General features: G+C 60.9%; 17 protein-coding genes and 1 pseudogene. 16 read left to right on the top strand and 2 right to left on the bottom strand.

Going from position 1 to position 18,851, the window contains the following annotated elements; all coding sequences use genetic code 11:
- The 9 genes from AAFM29_RS12965 to AAFM29_RS12925 form a co-directional block, all read left to right on the top strand.
- A partial coding sequence (locus AAFM29_RS12965; protein ID WP_341713211.1) for a copper resistance system multicopper oxidase occupies window positions 1-1,553 on the top strand: 1,553 nt, incomplete at its 5' end.
- Complete coding sequence (locus AAFM29_RS12960; RefSeq protein ID WP_160673294.1) at window positions 1,550-2,863, top strand: copper resistance protein B; 1,314 nt, start codon at window positions 1,550-1,552, stop codon at window positions 2,861-2,863. The genes AAFM29_RS12965 and AAFM29_RS12960, both read left to right, overlap by 4 nt.
- 24 nt (window positions 2,864-2,887) lie before the next feature.
- Window positions 2,888-3,406: a nuclear transport factor 2 family protein gene (locus tag AAFM29_RS12955; protein WP_009823989.1), complete on the top strand. Its 519-nt coding sequence runs from the start codon at window positions 2,888-2,890 to the stop codon at window positions 3,404-3,406.
- Window positions 3,407-3,433: 27 nt separating this feature from the next.
- The gene (locus tag AAFM29_RS12950; protein WP_009823988.1) at window positions 3,434-4,165 is read left to right on the top strand and encodes a PepSY domain-containing protein; all 732 of its coding nucleotides are present in this window, start codon (window positions 3,434-3,436) and stop codon (window positions 4,163-4,165) included.
- A gap of 230 nt (window positions 4,166-4,395) precedes the next feature.
- Entirely contained in the window at window positions 4,396-5,067 is a 672-nt protein-coding gene (locus tag AAFM29_RS12945; protein ID WP_009823986.1) for a DUF2231 domain-containing protein, read from the top strand.
- 14 nt (window positions 5,068-5,081) lie between these two features.
- The gene (locus tag AAFM29_RS12940; RefSeq protein ID WP_341713210.1) at window positions 5,082-5,513 is read left to right on the top strand and encodes a hypothetical protein; all 432 of its coding nucleotides are present in this window, start codon (window positions 5,082-5,084) and stop codon (window positions 5,511-5,513) included.
- Between the two features lie 283 nt (window positions 5,514-5,796).
- The gene (locus AAFM29_RS12935; RefSeq protein ID WP_010240464.1) at window positions 5,797-6,150 is read left to right on the top strand and encodes a hypothetical protein; all 354 of its coding nucleotides are present in this window, start codon (window positions 5,797-5,799) and stop codon (window positions 6,148-6,150) included.
- Between the two features lie 71 nt (window positions 6,151-6,221).
- Window positions 6,222-6,491: a hypothetical protein gene (locus AAFM29_RS12930; protein WP_067674521.1), complete on the top strand. Its 270-nt coding sequence runs from the start codon at window positions 6,222-6,224 to the stop codon at window positions 6,489-6,491.
- Window positions 6,492-6,759: 268 nt separating this feature from the next.
- The gene (locus AAFM29_RS12925) at window positions 6,760-7,158 is read left to right on the top strand and encodes a single-stranded DNA-binding protein (RefSeq protein ID WP_341713209.1); all 399 of its coding nucleotides are present in this window, start codon (window positions 6,760-6,762) and stop codon (window positions 7,156-7,158) included.
- 66 nt (window positions 7,159-7,224) lie between these two features.
- Here the strand turns inward: AAFM29_RS12925 and AAFM29_RS12920 are convergent, their stop codons facing one another.
- A complete protein-coding gene (locus AAFM29_RS12920) occupies window positions 7,225-7,491 on the bottom strand; it encodes a DUF6437 family protein (RefSeq protein ID WP_341713208.1) in 267 nt (88 codons plus the stop codon).
- 346 nt (window positions 7,492-7,837) lie between these two features.
- On the opposite strand from AAFM29_RS12920, the gene AAFM29_RS12915 reads away from it, so the two are divergent.
- From AAFM29_RS12915 to mobF, 4 genes and pseudogenes are all read left to right on the top strand, one after another.
- Entirely contained in the window at window positions 7,838-8,059 is a 222-nt protein-coding gene (locus tag AAFM29_RS12915) for a hypothetical protein (RefSeq protein ID WP_341713207.1), read from the top strand.
- A gap of 728 nt (window positions 8,060-8,787) precedes the next feature.
- Window positions 8,788-9,120 carry a hypothetical protein gene (locus AAFM29_RS12910; protein ID WP_341713206.1) on the top strand — a complete coding sequence of 111 codons (333 nt, stop codon included), beginning with the start codon at window positions 8,788-8,790 and terminating at the stop codon, window positions 9,118-9,120.
- Window positions 9,110-11,422 carry a type IV secretion system DNA-binding domain-containing protein gene (locus AAFM29_RS12905; protein WP_341713205.1) on the top strand — a complete coding sequence of 771 codons (2,313 nt, stop codon included), beginning with the start codon at window positions 9,110-9,112 and terminating at the stop codon, window positions 11,420-11,422. Before AAFM29_RS12910 ends, AAFM29_RS12905 begins: the two co-directional genes overlap by 11 nt.
- A gap of 59 nt (window positions 11,423-11,481) precedes the next feature.
- Window positions 11,482-14,369, top strand: a pseudogene (mobF, locus tag AAFM29_RS12900) (MobF family relaxase).
- A gap of 14 nt (window positions 14,370-14,383) precedes the next feature.
- Here the strand turns inward: mobF and AAFM29_RS12895 are convergent.
- Window positions 14,384-15,019: a S24 family peptidase gene (locus AAFM29_RS12895; protein ID WP_259963181.1), complete on the bottom strand. Its 636-nt coding sequence runs from the start codon at window positions 15,017-15,019 to the stop codon at window positions 14,384-14,386.
- A gap of 424 nt (window positions 15,020-15,443) precedes the next feature.
- Here AAFM29_RS12895 and AAFM29_RS12890 point away from each other — a divergent pair, with 424 nt between their 5' ends.
- From AAFM29_RS12890 to AAFM29_RS12880, 3 genes are all read left to right on the top strand, one after another.
- Window positions 15,444-17,081, top strand: a complete 1,638-nt coding sequence (locus AAFM29_RS12890) for an ATP-binding protein (protein WP_341713204.1) — start codon at window positions 15,444-15,446, stop codon at window positions 17,079-17,081.
- 1 nt (window position 17,082) lies between these two features.
- Window positions 17,083-17,907 (top strand): HNH endonuclease, encoded by an 825-nt coding sequence (locus AAFM29_RS12885; RefSeq protein WP_259963184.1) that lies wholly within the window; start codon window positions 17,083-17,085, stop codon window positions 17,905-17,907.
- Window positions 17,900-18,851 (top strand): SNF2-related protein (locus AAFM29_RS12880; RefSeq protein WP_341713203.1); only part of this gene is annotated, 952 nt, incomplete at its 3' end. The genes AAFM29_RS12885 and AAFM29_RS12880, both read left to right, overlap by 8 nt.

Genomic DNA, 18,851 nt, shown 5'->3' with positions numbered 1-18,851 from the left:
AAGGCACGACCGTCCGGCTCAATGTCCATAACCAGCTCGAGGAAGATACCTCGATACACTGGCACGGTCTGCTCGTGCCGTTCGAGCTAGACGGCGTACCCGGCGTGAGCTTCCCAGGCGTCAAACCGGGAGAGACCTTCACCGCAGAATTCCCGGTGCGCCAATCGGGCACTTACTGGTGGCACTCGCATAGCGGCCTCCAGGAACAGGCCGGGCATTACGGCGCGATCGTGATCGATCCCGCGGGACCCGATCCGGTCCAGGCAGACCGCGAATATATCGTGGTGCTGAGCGAATTCAGCGAAATGTCGCCCCACACGATTTTCGACAAGCTCAAGAAGGGCGAAGGCTACTTCAACTACAACCAGAACACCTGGACCGACGATTACCCGCTTTCGGGCGAGGATCGCCGGATGTGGGCGAAAATGCGCATGATGCCGACGGACATCCTCGACGTGTCGAGCGCGGCTTATACCTATCTTCTGAACGGCCATGGCCCGCTCGACAATCTGGAATACCTCTTCCGCCCGGGCGAACGCGTGCGGCTGCGCTTCATCAATGCCGGCGCCATGACCTTCTTCAATATTCGCATTCCCGGCCTGCCGATGACCATCGTTCAGGCGGACGGGCAGAACGTCGAGCCGGTGGAGGTCGACGAGTTCCAGATCGGTGTGGCCGAGACATACGACGTCGTCGTGACGCCGGGCGCGCAACAAGCCTACACGCTGGTCGCGGAGTCGATGGACCGCTCGGGCATGGGTATTGCCACACTCGCGAGCGCACCCGGCGCTCGCGCCGCCATTCCGCCGCTGCGCGATCCGCCGCTTCTGACCATGGCCGACATGGGCATGAGCGGCATGGACCACGGCTCGTCTGGCGATGCCGGCATGTCGGGCATGGACCACGGAAGTGGCGGCGACATGGCGGGGATGGATCATGGTTCGTCCGGCCAATCCGAGATGGCAGGCATGGCCGGCATGTCGGGGATGCAGATGCGCGACACGTCGCTTCTGCCGCCCGATGTGAAGGTCGGGCCCGGTCTCGACATGGTCTCGATGAACCCGGTCGACCGCATGGGCGATCCCGGCATCGGTCTCGCCGATGTGCCGCATCGTACGCTCGACTATCGCAAGCTGCGCGCTCTGACTCCACACCGCGAGGGCCGCACGCCGTCCCGGCGAATGGAAATTCATCTGACCGGCAATATGGAGCGCTACATGTGGTCGTTCGACGGCAAGAAGTTCTCCGCCGTCTCAGACGAGCCGATCCGTTTCGCCTATAACGAGCGCGTGCGCGTGAAGCTCGTCAACAACACGATGATGGCGCACCCCATTCACTTGCACGGTCATTTCTTCGAGCTGGTCAATGGCGCGCCGGCCGATCGTCAACCGCTCAAGCACACGGTAAACCTGCAGCCGGGTGGCAGCGCGCAGTTCGACCTGACGGCGGACGAGCCGGGCGACTGGGCCTTCCACTGTCACCTTCTCTACCACATGCATGCCGGGATGTTTCAGATCGTCACGGTCGCCAATCCCGACGGGAGCGAAGCATGAAAATTCGTATTGTCAGCCTGCTCGCATCGGTCGCAGCCGGCTCAGTTCTCGCCTCCCCCGCGGCGGCGCAGCATGCCGGTCATTCGCCGGCGGAGCCGCAGCAAAGCGCCGAGGCGCAGGCTGACGCGAAGACGAAGTGCGAGGAAGAAGCCGAGCGCCATCGCGCGATGGGGCATCCGGTTGCAGATGGAGCATGCGAACCGGCTGCTCAACCTGAAGCCGCCATGGACCGCTCGCAGATGGATCACTCAACCATGGATCATGGTGCGATGACCGCTCAGGATGGCCATTCTGGCATGACAATGCCTGTGGACGCTGCCCGTCCACAGGCATCGCCCGAAAGTCATGAAGGAATGGATCACGGCTCGATGCCGCAGGGCAAGCCCGCCGAAGGCGCGATGGATCATTCGCAGATGAATCACGGCGAGATGGGTCAGGCGGAGGCCAGTTCGTCGATGGACCATGGGCAGATGGATCACAGCCAGATGAACCATGGGGAGACGCCTTCGCAGGACAGGCAGGGCATGGACCATTCGGCGATGCAGATGGGCTCGGACGATGATATCCCGCTGCTGCCGCCTCCTCCAGAAGCAGGGAGCGGCCCAGCGCGCGCGGCGGTCGCCATCTGGGGCGAGGAAGCCATGAACGAGGCGCGCCGCGAGCTTGTCCGCGAGACCGACGGAGGAATGCGCTTCTGGTTTCAGGGCGACCGGCTCGAGTACCGCGCCCGCGAGGGGAAGGATGGATATCTGTGGGACATCCAGGGATATTATGGCGGCGACATCGACAAATTCTGGTTCAAGTCCGAGGGTGAGGGCAGCTTCGGCGAACCCATAGAAGGCGCCGATGTCCAGGCGCTCTGGAGCCGCGCCATTGCGCCCTTCTTCGATTTCCAGGCGGGTGTTCGCCAGGACCTGACCGGTCCGGAACGCACGCACGCGGTTATCGGTATCCAAGGGATCGCGCCTTACCAGTTCGAGGTCGATGCCGCGGCCTTCGTCTCCACCAAGGGCGATGTGACGGCGCGTTTTGAGGGCGAACTTGATCAGCGCATCACGCAGCGGCTGATCCTTCAACCGCGTGCCGAAATCGCACTTTCCGCTCAGGATATTCCCGAACTCGGCATTGGCGCTGGCCTCGACCGGATCGAGGCAGGTCTGCGTCTTCGCTACGAGTTCGCACGCGAATTCGCGCCCTATGTCGGCGTTTCCCAGGAATGGCGCATCGGCGACAGCGCGGATTTTGCGCGGGCCGCCGGAGAGGATCCGAGCGTCACCAATTATGTCGTCGGTGTGCGATTCTGGTTCTGAAATCTCAAAAAGGATAGAACTTCCATGACCAAGACTTTGACACGCATCGCGGCGACTGCGCTTGTTGCCACGCTGATACCGCTGCCAGCCTTCGCGCAGCAGATGGACCACTCTTCCCATGCGAACCATCAGATGCACGCGATGGACGCTTCGGCGGACGATGTCGCGGGCGCTGAAGAAACCCTCAAGGCCTATCGCACCGCTCTTGAAGCGCGCGACGCGCAGGCAATGCGCGCGCTCTTCGCCGAGGACTCGGCGATCTTCGAGAATGGCAAGGCCGAAGGAAGCTTTGCCAATTACATGGAGCACCATTTGGGCCCCGAGCTCGACGCGATTGTGAGCTTCACCTTTACCGACCCCACGCTGACCGTCACCCGGATGGGGCACATGGCCCATGCCTATGAGACGTATGGCTATCGCATCGAACTTAGCGATGGCCGGGTGATCGAGCGCGACGGCGTGGCGACATCGGTGCTTGCTCACGATGCGGACGGGTGGAGAATCGTCCAGTACCATTCCTCGTCGCGCGCGCCGCGCAACTGATTACGGCTTTCGAAGAGGTAGCACCGGTTGGCAACGCCGTCGCTGAAGCTGCGCCTGCATGTGCTCGGCAGCAAGATCCACAAATGGCTGGCGATTTTCGTCGGTGTCCAGGTTCTCTTGTGGATGGGAACCGGCGCCCTCATGTCGTTTCTCGACCTGGAAGAAGTTCGCTCCGAACATGTCGTTTCGCGTGAACAAGAGGCGCTGCCCGCCGATGCCCCGCTCCCGGCCTGGGTCGCAAACGACGGTACTCTTGCAGCGGTAACGACACGTTCGCTCGACGGCGATGCCGTGACCGAGGTCCGCAAGGTTGACGGTAGCGTGAGCCTCCACGATCCGGTGACTGGGCGTAAACTCTCCCCCATCTCGGCGGCAACGGCAAAATCCATCGCCTTGCGCGCATGGACCGGGCCGCGCACGACCATCGAGGCCGCACGGATCGTCGATGACCCCATCGGAACCGAGTTTCGCGGCCCTTTTCCGGCCTGGCAGGTCACCTATGCTGACGAGGCTTCGACGCGCATCTACATCGATGCCGCCAGCGGCACGCTCGGGGCGGCGCGCAGCGATACATGGCGCCTGTTCGATTTCATCTGGGGCCTCCACATCATGGACTGGACCGAGCGCGACCGCATCAACAGTTGGTGGCTGCTGCTGTTCGGCATTGGCGGCACGATCATAGCCCTGTCGGGTTTCGTCCTGCTGGCGAACCGGATGCCGAGGCTGCGCCGCCGCGCAAAGAAGAGCAAGCTCGCCTGAGCCCATGGGGCTTATTCGCGTGGGCGAACGCCTTACCCTCGTTCGCCAGGCCGAACGCGGCCAGGAGCCGAATGCGTTCGACGATCGCGATGATGCCGCCAGCAAGCGTGACCACCCGGGCGCACTTCAGTCGCGCTGAACTATCAAATTAATGCGAGGGGCACGCGGCTGCCGTGCGTATCAGGCACATAGGTCGCACTTTAACTGCAGGGTCGGGAGACATACGAGACATGAAAGCCCCCTCATTTCTGGCGCTGCTCGCCGCAAGCCTGCTCTTCGTCGGACCCGTTCAGGCTCATGGCGACGAAAAGCACGGCGAAGAGGCGAGCGCCGCGCCTGCTGCCACCAATGGCGATGTGCACGACCAGGCGGCCATGGCGCAGATGGGCGAGACTGCGGATGCTGGCGAGTCCTCCGGCGCGCACGATGAAGCGGGCGCAGCCCATGACGAGGCCGGTGGCCATGCGGATGAGAGCGAAACCGGCGTCATGGCCGTACTGAAAAAGCTGCATCCGGCAACGATCCACTTCCCGATCGCCTTGTTTTTCATGGCTGCGGCCACCGAATTGTTCGTGATGCGCCGGAAAGGAGCGGGCCTGGAAAGTGCGGTGCGCGTACTCGTCTACGGCGGAGCAATCGGCGCAGTCGTCGCAGTTCTGTTCGGATGGATTCACACCGGTCTGTGGTTCGGCGGCGATACTGTCATGCAAGTCCATCGATGGACCGGTATGCTGATCGCGGTTCTCGGTATTGCGATGGCATACCTCGCGAGCAGGCCGAGCCAGAGCCGCGCATGGTTGCGCGCGTCGATCTTCTCCATGGCGGCACTCGTTCTCATCCAGGGGTTCCTTGGCGGCGAGCTCGCGCACGGACCGGACCATCTTGGCGTTTCGTGGCTCTGAAGGAGTTGAATAACATGCGAATTCTGAAATCGAACACCGCGATAGCATTTCTCGCGACCGCGCCATTGACGTTCGCTTTTGCCGCTTGTGACCAAGCGCAGGAGAGCACACCGGCTGCTGAGGTTTCGCCTATGGGCGGAACTGCGGTGATGCCTGGCACGGCACCCGAGGCGGGTCTTGCAGACCCGGCAACCTCTCCCTCCGAAAATGAGGCAGCGGCCGCACGTCAGGACGCTCTTTCGACAAATCACGCCGCGCCGACCGCCTCACGGCCTGCTGCCTCTCCCGCATCACGCGCAACTGCCACACCCGCATCACGCGCAACTGCCACACCCGCAGCGCCACCGACGCGTACTCAACCCGCGAGCGAGGCGGCCCCGCCCGCCGATCCCCATGCGGGCCATGACATGTCCTCGATGGCCGATCACGACATGGAAGGCATGTGATCGGACGCGTTTCCCGGTGACCCGGCAATTCAGGAGATATCCTCGGCAAGAAATCGCAACGAACAACGCAAGATCAGGAAAGGACGGCCCCGCCTCCCCCCGAAGCCCTGCGGGTCGCAGGTGCCCCCAAGGGGTCGTTCAGGAACCCCGCGTGAAGACCAACCCGCGCGGAGTTCCGTTTGCCCGGCTTCGCTGTCGCCGTGCCAGGCGCATCCCGGTAGGGCTTTGTGCTATGTGAGCAGCGTGCAGACGATCGCCTCGTTGGCTATGAAAGGAACCGCATATGTCGGAAACGGGAAAAGCCGGGGCGCTGTCGCGCTGGGAAGACGAAGGCGGGGCATTGCCCTGCGGGCCGCAGGAAGCGCTCGCTGCCGATTGCGAGAAATGGGATATTCCGCCACTTTCCGATGCCGAGATCATCCAATTGCGCATCAGGGTGATCGCCCTTGAGAACATGGTGCTCGGCCTTCTGTCGAAGGCCAGCGCCGATCAGCTTGCAGCAATCGAAGAAATCGCGGAATTCATATCCCCGCGTGCCGATGCGAAGCCGCATCCGCTTACCCTGCATGCCGCCACCCAGATGGAGCACTTCGTCGAGCGCGCCCGGCGGCTTCGCGAGCAACCCACCGCTGATTGAGCGACGCATGACCGGGCCACGAATGCTGGCCTTCCTCGCCGCGGCCCGACCGATGATCCGAAAAGAGTGCGATGGACCTTGATACGCTTCTCATCCGCTATTTTGGCACTGCCGATCCTGGAGCGACTGGCGCAGAAACCTTGGCCTCGGGGATCGAGCGATGCCAGGTCGATCTCGGTCTGGAGCAGGACCGGGGAAAACGCTTTGCCCTGTGGGCCATGCTCTACCTGCTCGGGTCTGCCCCCGACCTCGACGTGGCCTTCGAGAACGAGGAAGACCGGGAAGCAGCCCGCAACTTCATGGATCTCCTGGCGGCATCGGAAGGCAATGAGGTAAGCTGATTGCAGCAGGGTCCTGGCACCTTCAGACCCGCACCCGATACCCATCCGGCTTTCTTCGCGAACAGTCCTGAACCAGGTCAGCTGAGGACAGCAACCCGTTCCTTTCCGGCCGTGTTGTCGCGCTTCGCGCGCCTGCCCGCACCACCCGTCATGAACAGGTTTCCCTTGGAGCTTCGCTCCTGCGGTGCAGTCCTCCCATGCCCTGCTTCTTCTGGATGTTCGCAAGCCGGAGATGGTCTCCGGTTTGAGGAACTGAAGGACTTTCATCATGACCAATATCGCAATCCTCACCGGCCGCATCGCCCGCGATCCGGAAACCCGCGAGACCCAGGGCGGAACCACTGTCACCGGGATCACGGTCGGCACCGATCGCCCCGCGCGCGACAAGGACTGCAAGCCCAACAAGGACGAGAACGGCTACACTGCCAAGGAAAGCGAGTTCCACCGGGTGACCTGCTTCAACGGCCTCGCCAAGACCGTCGGCCAGTACTGCTCCAAGGGCCAGCTGGTCAGCGTCCAGGGCCGCATCCACTACACCCAGTGGGAAGACAAGGACGGGGTCACGCGCTACGGTACCGAGATCCTCGCCGACAAGGTCGACTTCCTCTCCCGCGGCAACGGCTCGGGTGACGAGAACGACAACCGGGATGCTCCCGAGATCGACTGACATCGATCCCGGTCGTCCCCTTACGAAGAGGCTCTGCCGGAAACGGCAGGGCCTCTTCTTCTGTGGTTACTGGGTTCCCGGCGCAGCATTCGAAGCACGGGTTGCACCGCGCCCCGTCAGTTTCTCGATCGCGGCATCCTCGCCGAGTTTTCCGAGTTCATCGGCAACCTTCCTCAGGCCCTTCTTCGAGAAGCTTTCGAGGCCGCTGCCTAGGATGATTTCGCCGAGTTCTCTGGCCGCTTGCACTTCAAGTTCGCGTTGTTTGGCGTCGAGCGCCTCGCGGTCTGCTTCGAGCTTTTGCAGGGCTGCAATCGCGCTCCTGTTTCGGGGCATGTTACTTGTCCTTTTGTCCCCCTCGGGTCTGCTCCCTCGTTGTTTCCATGCCCGCGTTATCGGGGTGTAGGAAAGGCAATTCGCACCCAGCAGATGTTTGATATTGGGCGGAGGTGGTGGGTCCTGGCTCACGGTTCTCCCCAGCATGATGGCCCTGCGCCTCCCGCCTCAAGGACGGCAGGGCCCCACCATTTTGCCCGCCACCGGATTGCATCCGGCAGCGAACAAAATCGTTACCCCCACCGCCGCTATCGCGGTCGCCCATCCGGGCGATCCCTGACCCGGGATGCACAAGAACATCGCGCGCACCTCCTGTCGTCTCACGACAGAAATCAGGAGGATTATCATGGCTTATTCAATGCATTGCGCCCTTCCGTCACGGAGCTATTTTGAGGCTCTGGAAACAGCCGAGAAGAGAGCGCTGCACAGCTTCTTCGATCAGCACGTTATCGAGGATGACGAACTCGGGTACTTTGCCCTCGACGAGGGTGACTACAACATCTTGCCAGCACATCTCGCAGCGCGGGTGGTCCACACGGTCTATGGCGGCATGCTCGACGAATTCTGAGACTACCGACAGGGCGGGAACCGGGACCGGTTCCTGCCTTTTTTCTTGTTCGCCGGCTAGTCCAATCAAGCACAAGAAACCGGTTTGGCCGGTTGCCCTGGCGGTCGCCCACCGCGAGGCGGCGGCGCCCGGTAAATGGAGCGGGGCTGTGGACGCACTCTGTCCCGCGCATCTTGCGATGCGCTCCTGAGGGTGCGGCTTGATTTGTTCTTGGGCCCCGCGCGCACTTGCGAACCGGCACCGGGTCGGGCGGCAGGAAGCTGGGCAGGCGACATGCCCCGCTTGCCTTGCTTCCCACGCGCCCTTGGCCGCTGCCTCTTTCGCAGGTGCTGTCTTTGGCTGGAGGCGTCCAACTGCTTTCTATCTGCATGCTGTGAGCTCCCAGGCCTGGTTGCTCGCGCTCCAACATGGAGGTCGGGAAAGGTCGTCCTTGAAAAATCCCCTTACTGTCTGGACCACCTCGCGCACCTGGGAACAAGGGAGCACACCCTACCCCGCGATTTCGGGTTTTATCTCTTTGGTATTGCTGAAGAATGTGGTTTTGGGCGGAATCAACCCGTCTGCGAGTTGAGCGGCTTTGCGCTGATCCGTAGACAACTCGCATCTCTCTATCACACTGAAATAATGCCCGAATCTTTCGATTGACTGCGAGTTGTTCACGATTTATTTTCATCAGCACCTTCCGCAAGGTGAGCCAGGTTCCGTCGGCCCGACAAGGAACCTGTTTCATGACCCGACAAGATCGGCTTCAGACATTCGTATCTCTCTCCGTTGGTAACTGGGTTCGCCAGTGTGCCGCGGACCACGGCGTTAGTGTCAGCGTCTTTATCCGTGACCTCATTGTCGCAGCGTGGCAGCGCGATAACGAGGCGAAGGACCGCCCCGCAGGGCTCGATCCCACGCGCCAGGCTATCTTCATTTCGGTGGCGCTCGATGCGCTTCTGGCCAGCCATTCTGACGCGAGTTTGCGCGACCGTACTCACGAGGCGTACCGGCGACGCCTCGAGCGTCTTGACCTCCCGGCCAACGCGAACATGGGAGGCCAATCCCATGAAGCATAATCTCCTGAACTTCACCCGCGGGAGCCAGTTGCTCGGCCACTTTGGTTTCATGTTTGCAGCCGGCCTGAAGGGCCCCTTGATTGTCACCAGCCTAGTAGCGGTCGGCACCTGCTATTGGGAAGTGCGGTCGGCTCTCAGTGATCACCAGATCTATCTGGTCTGGATGCATATCTACGCCAGTCTCTATGCCTTCATGGAGTTCGATCCGGCCAAACTGGTCAACCTTGAATTGCTTGACGGCGAAAGGGTCGGCCTCCCGTTTGGCATCGTCCGCGAGTTCCCGCCGATGCGCGAGGCGGTCGAGGCGTTTCGTAAGGCAGTGAAGCAGGGATTGCTGGTCTCAGCGGTACTGCTGATCCCGGCCTTCGTGTTCTTCTGGTGGTTCGCCGAGCGCTTTGGCGGGCGGTCGAAGGAACGCAAGCATGAGCGCGGCGCAATGCTTGTTTCGCTCGACGAACTCGAAGAGGAAATCGCGCGTCACAACAAGGCATTCCGGGCCGAGGAACTGGGACGCAAGTTCGGCTGGAAGTGGCGGCTTGCGAGCTCGTCGGCGCTCGCCGAAGCGGGCCACTACCAACCCGCACATCTCGCCGGTGTAAGCTGGCCGTGGCGGCTCGAGCAGAGCCACGCCATGCTCATCGGTACGACCGGAACCGGCAAGACCGTGGCGCTCACCGAACTTGTTGCCGAAGCGCGTGAACGCGGCCAGCGCGCGGTCATTTTCGACCTCACAGGGGCATTCATTGAAGCCTTCTACGATCCCGCGCGCGACATCATTCTCAATCCTGTCGATGTGCGGTGCCCGCTATGGAGCGTGTTCAACGACTGCACGACGGAAGCTGAGTTTCATGCTGCCGCTGAAGCGCTCGTGCCCCATGACGGGGGTGGTTCAGAACAGTTCTGGGTGCTCGCGGCACGCATGCTGTTCGTCGAGATGTGTCTCCATCTTGCCCGTACCGGCACTGCAACCAACGAGGCTTTGGCGCGGCGGCTGATGACCGCTGACCTGTCCGAAGTGCATAAGCTGATGCGAGGAACGATGGCTGATCCGCTGACCGCCCCGGAAGCGGCCCGCATGGCGGAATCGATCCGCGCGGTGTTCAATGCGAATGCGAAAGTGCTCAAGCTTTTGCCCTCATCCGGACCGCGTTTTTCGGTCCGTGACTGGGTCAAAGGCGACTGCCAGGCAGGCGCGATCCTGTTCCTCTCTGCCCGCTATGTCGACATGAGCATCTCCTCGCAATTGCTCACGCTGTGGCTCGACACGGCGATGAATACGCTGATGACGCTCGAGCGCACGCAGGACCTGCGGATGTGGTTCCTGATCGACGAACTCGGTGCCCTTCACCGACTACCGGCGCTTGAAAAGGGGCTGCAAACAGCGCGCAACTTCGGCGGTGCGATCGTCACCGGGGTGCACGCGTTTGCCAAGCTCAAGGAAGTCTACGGCGAGAACATGGCCATGACATTGTCCTCGCTTGCGCGCACCAAGCTCATCCTGGCGACGGCTGATCGAGAGACAGCGACCTGGTGCTCCGATTTCATCGGCCACCGGCAGGTGCGCGATATGGAAGAAGGTTATAGTTACGGGTACAACAATGCACGCGATGCAGTCAGCCTGACGCCCAGGCGGCAGATCGAGCCGTTGCTTCTGCCCGACCAGTTCATGAACCTTCCGCGGTTGTCGGCCTACATCAAGTTTCCCGACGGATTTCCCGCTGCGCCGGTCTCGCTCATTCCGCGCACGCGTGGTCGTATTGCCGAGGGATTCATCGCCCGCGAAAAACCGCTCATAAAGCCTGCCCAGGGTCCTGCGGCAACGACGCTCCGAACAAAACCGGGTTTGAAACCGAATGACGAACATCCCGCCTCGAATGATGACGGTGCCGGTAAACCTGTCGACACAAAGCAGCTCAAACTCGATCTGGAGGGGCAGCGCCGTGTCGCCGATGAACCGCAAGATCGACAGGAGCCTGTGTCGCTTGAAAAGCTGAACGCAGGGCGCGCTGCTGGTGATCTTGGTGCCGAAACCCGCTTCGATGCTCATCGGGATGCGGGGCCATCGCTACCTCTCGCTGCTGTGCAAACCAGCGAGGATGCTCCAGCAGTGGGCGCGGAACAGCATTCGTCCGAACCCGGAGCCGCCGGAGATGATACTCGTGGCAAAGGCGGTTCGACGCCTCAAGGCCGTTCGGCTGCCAACGGGCGCCAGCCACTCGCGCCGGTCGAAAAAGACCTGCGTGAAGGTGCGGTCGCAGATCCTCCGGAAAAGGATTTCGGCGAGTTTGAGCCCGACATGTGAAAGGCAAATGGGGAGGGATTACTCGGCCGCGAGGGGAGCCGTGACGAGGACCAGGCAGGATGCTTTCCGTCGCCAATGTGCGCTCCCCTTCGGCTGCCGCGAGCTATTTCGCGGCAGACAATTACTACACCGGCGCCGATGCCGATCGTTCCGGAACCTGGGTCGGGAAGGGAGCGGAACGACTTGGCCTTGAGGGGCGCGTCAGCGCCGAGCAGTTCGATGCCTTGCTGCGGGGAGAACTTCCCGGTGGTATCCAGGTCGGCAATGCGGGCCAAGCCCACAGGCCGGGAACCGACCTCACATTCTCACTGCCGAAAAGCTGGTCGTTGCTTGCGCTGGTGGGTGGCGACCAGCGGATAATCGATGCCTATCGCGAGGCCGTCATCGAGACCTTGCGCTGGGCAGAAAAGAACGCGGCGCAGACCCGGATGGGCAGTCAGGCTGGCTACGGGAAGGTCGCGACAGATAACCTGACGATTGGTCTTTTCCAGCACGACACCAACCGCAACCAGGAGCCGAACCTGCATTTTCATGCGGTCGTGGCAAATGTCACGCAAGGCAGCGACGGGAAGTGGCGCGCGCTTCGCAATGACAAGCTTTGGTCGTTCAACACCCTGCTCAACTCGATGACCATGGCGCGCTTTCGTCTGGCGGTCGAGAAAATGGGCTACGAAGCAGGGCCGGTTGGAAAGCATGGCAGTTTCGAAGCAGCGGGCATTGCTCGCGGGCAGGTGATGGCCTTTTCGACGCGGCGCGAAGAAGTCCTCGACGCGGTACGCCAGCTGGGCGAGAACACCCCGAAAACTCGCGACATCGCCGTGCTCGATACAAGGAAAAGCAAGGCGCCCGTCAGGGACCGGGACGGCCTTCTCGATGCATGGCAGCAGAAAGCCCGGGACGTCGGGATTGACCTTTCCGGTCTCATCGATGCGTCGCAGATGCGGGCTGCAACGAAGGACATTCCCAGCTCGAAAGAAGGGAGCCTTCTTCAGCGTGGAATTGCGAAGCTGAGAGAGTTCGCGCAGCGGATTAAGGGCGATCCGGCGGATCCACTGATCCCTGCCCATGTCCTCAAGCAGGATGCACCGACCATTGCGGCAGCGCAGGCCGTTGCTTCCGCGGTGCGTCATCTCTCGCAGCGCGAGGCAGCGTTCCCGCGTGAGGGATTGCTGAAGGCGTCGAAACCCGTGTGAACGCACTCGTCAGAAGCGGTGCTCTCGAGCCCGGCAAAGGCGAGCACAGAGGCTGGCTGGCGAGCCGGGAGGCGCTAGACCTTGAAAGCACCATTCTCGCGAATGTCGACCAGGGACGAGGTGCGGTGTCGCCCATCCTGGATCGATCGGACGCCGCAGAACGGGTTCAGGCTGTTGCTGCGATCAACCACGGAATTTCGCTCAACGAAGGACAGGGGAATGCGGCGAGCCTTGTCCTTTCATCGCGTGACAGGATCGTAGCGATCCAGGGCATAGCCGGGGCGGGCAAGAGCAGCGTGATGAAGCCGGTTGCCCAGCTGCTCCGCGAGGAAGGCAAGCAAGTGCTGGGGCTTGCGGTGCAGAACACGCTCGTCCAGATGCTCGAGCGCGACACCGGCATCCGTTCGATGACCATCGCCCGCTTTCTCGCGCATTGGGGCCGGCTTTTGCACGAGCCGGGAAATACCACGTTGCTGGGTGAGGCTCGGAGTGCGCTCGGAGACCATGTCCTGGTGCTCGACGAGGCGTCGATGGTGTCGAACGAGGACAAGGCCAAGCTGGTGCGGCTGGCAAACCTAGCGGAAATCCATCGTCTGGTTCTCGTCGGTGACAAGCGACAGCTAGGCGCCGTCGATGCCGGTAAACCCTTCGACCTCGTCCAGCAGGCAGGGATCGAGCGCGCCAAAATGGATGTGAATCTGCGCGGCCGCGATCCCATCCTGCGGCGAGCCCAGGCCGCCGCGCAGGAGGGACGCATCGACGATGCGCTCCGGGCACTTGCCCCTTCGACCATCGAGGTTCGCGGGGACAGTGCGATTGTTGCTGCCGAAAAGTGGCTTTCGCTCAGCCCGGCGGATCGGGATCGGACCTCGATCTACGCGTCGGGACGGACTTTACGGTCTGCGGTCAACGAGGCTGTCCAGCGCGGACTCAAGGCCAACGGCGAGCTTGGCCCACGATCGGGCCGGCTGACCGTTCATTCTCGGGTGAATGTGACACACGAGGAGTTGCGATACCTTCGCACTTACCAACCGGGCATGGTCCTCAACTTTCGCTCGCGCGACAGCACCCAGAAGCTCTCCAAAGGCGACTACACCGTCAAGACCGTCGACCATGCGGGCAAGCAGCTCGTGCTTGAGGACAGGAAGGGGCGTCTTCGCAAGTTCAATCCCGCGCGCTTGCGGCCGGGCGCAGACGATAGCCGGCTGTCGCTCTTCGAACGCAAACCGCTGTCCATCATTGAGGGTGACAAGATCCGTTGGACCGACAACGACCACAAGCGCGGGCTGTTCAACGCCGACCAGGCGAGGATCGTGACCATCGACACAAAGGGCGTCTTGGTGGAGACATCAGTGGGCAGGGAGCTCCGCCTGAGCCGCGGCGACCCCATGCTCAAACGCATGGACCTCGCCTATGCCCTCAATGCGCATATGGCGCAGGGACTGACCTCCGATCGCGGGATCGCGGTGATGGACAGCCGCGAACGCAATCTCGCCAACCGGCAGACCTTCCTGGTCACGGTCACGCGGCTTCGCGACGGCCTTACGCTGATTGCAGATAATGCCGAGAAACTCGGCCGGGCCATCAAGTCCAACAGCGGCGAGAAAGCATCGGCCCTAGAAGTAACACAAAGGCTCAAAGCGGCAGCGGCCAAGGGCCTTTCGCAAGACACGGATGTTGGCAGCGCTTCGCATGCAAGTGACAAGCCCGAACTGACAAAGGAAAGGGTAAAGCCTTTCGAAATCGGGATCTGAGCCGAGGAGAGCTCCTAAAGCGCGCGTCCGAACCAGATGACACGCCCGACCACCTGGATTTCGGACCGGTCGACGTCGTCCCAGCTGGGATAAGCCGAATTATCGCTACTGATGGTGATCTTGCGGCCACCGGGCTTTAGCGTCACGCGTTTGACCACCAGCGCGTCGTCGGCGCGCAGGACGTAGATGCCGTCACGCAACCGCGAGCCTTGGTCCGATGCATCGACCAGCACCTCGTCGCCATCGCTGAGCGTCGGTTCCATGGAGTCGCCCAGGACGTGGATGATCGAAAGGCTGGCGCTTTTTGCCCGCGTTAGCCGGCCAAGCCAGCGTTCGTCGAAACCGAAGCGGGTATGGGCGGTCTCGCTTTCGGCAATCGCTCCGAAACCTGCCGATGCATCGACATTGAGCACGGGTATTTCGATCAACCCGTCACGTATGGGTGCGGGCGGTCCGCCAAGCACTTGCTCGTCGACCCCGAAGAAGCTGGCAAGCGTGCGCCGGTCATTGTCATCCAGCTTTCGCGGCGAGCCGCGCTTGATGAACTGCTGAATGTAGGACGAGTTTCGTCCGATCATCCGCGAGATCGAGGAATATCCGAGCCGTCTCTGCTGGATCAGGCGATCAAGCTCCTCTCTGACATGTTCCATCGTGTCGTTCCTTCTGACGGTCTCAGGAGAGAAGGAAATCTCCTAGACTCGATGGAACCTTCCTACTAAGAACAAAGCAGGAACACAAGTGCTGAGTGAGTCGAGGAAGGCCATGAAATTGCTGGACCGCATTGAGCGTCATCTGAAAGAATCGCATATGTCGGCGACACGGTTCGGTCGTCGGGCGGTTGGCGATCCGCGGTTTGTCCTGGACTTAAGACAGGGAAGGCGGCCGCGGCGACGGACCTTGGAAAAAGTTGAGGTCTATCTCAGCCATGTCGAGGTGCGAAACGGAGACAGTCTTTGAACGCAAATCGTTTGTCAGCTTTCATTTAACAATCATCCCGCTAAGTTCGACGCCGTTCGACGCGGGGGGTAGCGGGCTGGATTCAGCAAAGGTGCCCTCCTTCAAGGGGGCGGCTAAGTGAATGATCTGATTAATCAACCCGACGCGCCACGGCTCATTTACGGGCTTCGGGACACAGGCTACAGTTTCAATACCGCCGCCGCTGACATCATCGACAATTCAATCGCGGCCAACGCGACCGAGGTCAATGTACGAATAGAGCTGGCCGAAGACGGCCGTAAATTCGTTTACTTCGGTGACAATGGTGATGGAATGGACAGCGAGATGCTGTTCGACGCTATGCGTTACGGGGCGCCTGCCAGAGCTAATCTCGCCAGTCTCGGCAAATTTGGCCTTGGTCTCAAGACGGCATCCAGTTCAGTCTGCCTCAGGTTTACGGTCATTTCCCGCGAATCCGAAGAGGCTGACTTCGCTAAGCTCGCTTGGGACCTTGAGCATGTCGAAGAGCAGAATCAGTGGGAAATGCTCCGCGAAGAAATGACTGCAGACGACTATGAGCTCTTTGAAGAGCTTTGCGGTGACAAGGGCACGCTAGTAGTCTGGTCCAAATGCGACCGTCTGTTGTCGAAAGAATATGACGATCCGGGTGGCGCGAGAGAACAGGCTGCAATCAGACGACTGGGTGAGCGGCTGATCGACCATGTCGCTCTTATTTATTATCGCTTCCTCGACGAAGGGGACGATCGTGAGAGGCACGTCTCGATAACCGTAAATGGCGAGCAAGTCAGACCGTGGAACCCGTTTTATCCTGAAAAGGCCGATCAGGTCCTCTCGCCTGAACAGCAGAAGCTTGAGATCGAACTGGAAGACGGGTCGGTTGAAACAGCGCAAATCAGGGCGTGGATTCTGCCCAACCGCCGGGATCTCACCAAAGACGAGCAGAAAGTCGCGAATATCACCAACCGCGGCCAGGGGTTTTACATTCATCGCGAAGGGCGTGTGATCCAGCAGGGTGGCTGGCTCGGCGTGTTTGGCGCTGTCGAGCCGCACACATCGTTGCTGCGCGTCGAGTTCGACTTCACTCATAAGCTTGATGAGGCCTTCAAAGTCGATGTCAAGAAGTCGAAAATTCTCTTCGATCCGGCCCTTGAGGAAGCGCTCAAGACCTTGCTTCAGCCGACTTATCGCGAGGCAGGAAACCGCTACCGACGCAAGGAAAAGGCAGCTGCGGTCGAGCGCGGCGTCGATCACGGCAGCGCGAATAAGGTCATCGGCAATACGCCTTCGACCAAAAAGCCGGACGTCCAGTCCGCCGACGCAGGTCAGAAAACCGCTACACTCAACAACAATCGCGGCGCAGGCATCAAGCTCCGGGTGCCCGTCGACACGCACGTAAACCCGGACAGTATTCACGTTGAAGCTGTTGAAACCATTACGTCCGGCGATCTCTGGGAGCCGGCCATGCGCAGCGATGCCGAGTCAGGCTTCGTGGCAGGCGTCCGCATTAACAAGCACCACGACTTCTATCTAAAAATCTATCAGAGGGCTGCCGCCAGTGGCTATGCCGTTGAGGGTATGGATCTGCTGCTGTGGGCTTTCGCTGTGGCTGAGCAGAACAACACCAACGATGACCTTGAGCCGATATTCGAGGACATTCGCAACGAGATTTCGACCAATCTCAAGAAGCTGCTGCGTGAAGTGCCTCTGCCCGACGACGAGGAGCTGACAGAAGCCGGGGACGAAGAAGGGGATTGAGATGCTTGCCGAGAAGCAGGCCTTGATCCGCCGGGAAGTCGAGGAGGGAACCGGCGCTGCAATTTGTCTGGAGGAAGACAGGTCCGGAGTGCAGACAGCAATCAGGCTCTGGTTTGCAGACCTTGAGCGCTCTCACAGCCCGATAGTCACTCTTCGGCCGACCGGTCTGCGCCGCTTTGAAGCGAAGCTGACCTTCGGCAATTTTGCAGCTGATACGATCCGGCAGATGCGGCAGGCAAGCGCAGAAGAAGTTCAGCTTGCCAGGGCGCTCGTCGCCTCAGCAGCGTCGAGCGCGGATCTGAAAATCGGTAACGGTCAGACTATCGATGACTGGATGATCGACAATGGCAGCTTCACGATTATCGCAGAGAAGCGTGGCATTGAGAGCCGGTTTGACGATGATTCCGTTGCGGAGACCTGCCGTGAGCTCGTTATCCCTGTTCTTGCCGCAATGGCAGAACTTTATGGATACGACCCGCTCGGGGAAGGCGCTCCGTCCGATCAGGAAGCGCTGACTGAAGGCGCCGTCAAACTCACCGTCGTACGCCGACGCGAACGGAACCCACGCAATCGTCTGCTCTGCCTGCGTATCCACGGGGCTACCTGCAAGATCTGCAGTCTTAGTCCTGGCCAACTCTATGGCGATGCCGGGGCTATCATTGAAGTGCATCACCTGCAGCCACTGTCTCTTTCCGGGGAGCCCAGAGCATACGATCCGGCAACAGACCTGATACCACTTTGCCCGAACTGCCATCGCGCGGTCCACACAAGGCGACCTGTTCCGTGGACACCTGAAGAACTCAGAGGCAAGCTGTCCAGTGACTGACGGGCCTGCATCACTTCCTGCCGATTTCAGGCAGATTTTAGATGCACCTCCTCATGGCTGGGAGCTGTCGTCAAGAGTTGTGCAGCCGGAAATCCGCATCCGAAAAGAGGGTACTGGTTTTGCGTTCCGCGTTGCTGGCACCAGAACTGTGCGGGGAGAAAAGAAAGTCTGGGACGCGCCCGGCCCGGACTACAACTGGGTCGCCGACGGAAATGTAATCCGCCCACTTCCTCACGATACGCCGGCCATGGTCCGGCAGATGCTGGGCGAGCAGCTGCCGAAAACGCTCAGCTTTCCCGATGTGGTGCGTCTTGTCCGGCTGGGTAATCCCGACATACCTGTCATAGCTGAAGAGAGCGTCTTCCACTCAGCGCAATCGGCTGCTGCCGACCTGCGCCCGGATCAGGACATTCCGGGTCTGCATGCGACTCTGTTCCCGTATCAGGCTCAGGGCGTAGCATGGATGGACCAGACCATACGGCATACCGGCGGCCTCATTCTCGCTGACGAGATGGGGCTCGGAAAGACCATCCAGATCATTGCCCTGCTGCTCTGCGAAAAACCGGAAACGTCACGACCAGCCCTCATCATCTGCCCGACGAGCCTGATCGCAAACTGGCGGAAGGAGATAATGAAGTTTGCGCCCGAGCTTTCTGTTCTCATCCACCGCGGACACAACAGAACCGGCATCACCGCGGGTCTGCAGCGGGCCCAGGTCGTGCTTTCAACCTACGACACTGTGGTCAACGATATATCCATTTTTGCAGGCATGACCTGGTCATGGCTGATCTGTGATGAGGCGCAGGCTCTGAAAAACCCGGATTCCGGGCGCAGGCGGTCAGTCGGGAGGATTCCCAGGCAGCGAACCATTCCGATGACAGGGACGCCGGTCGAGACATCGCTCCTGGATCTCTGGTCGCTTGCCGACCTCGCGATACCTGGAT

This window comes from Erythrobacter sp., from assembly GCF_038133525.1.
Classification (GTDB): Bacteria; Pseudomonadota; Alphaproteobacteria; order Sphingomonadales; family Sphingomonadaceae; genus Qipengyuania.
Note: the sequence above shows the minus strand (reverse complement) of the source record. Positions and strands in the feature narration are given on the sequence as shown.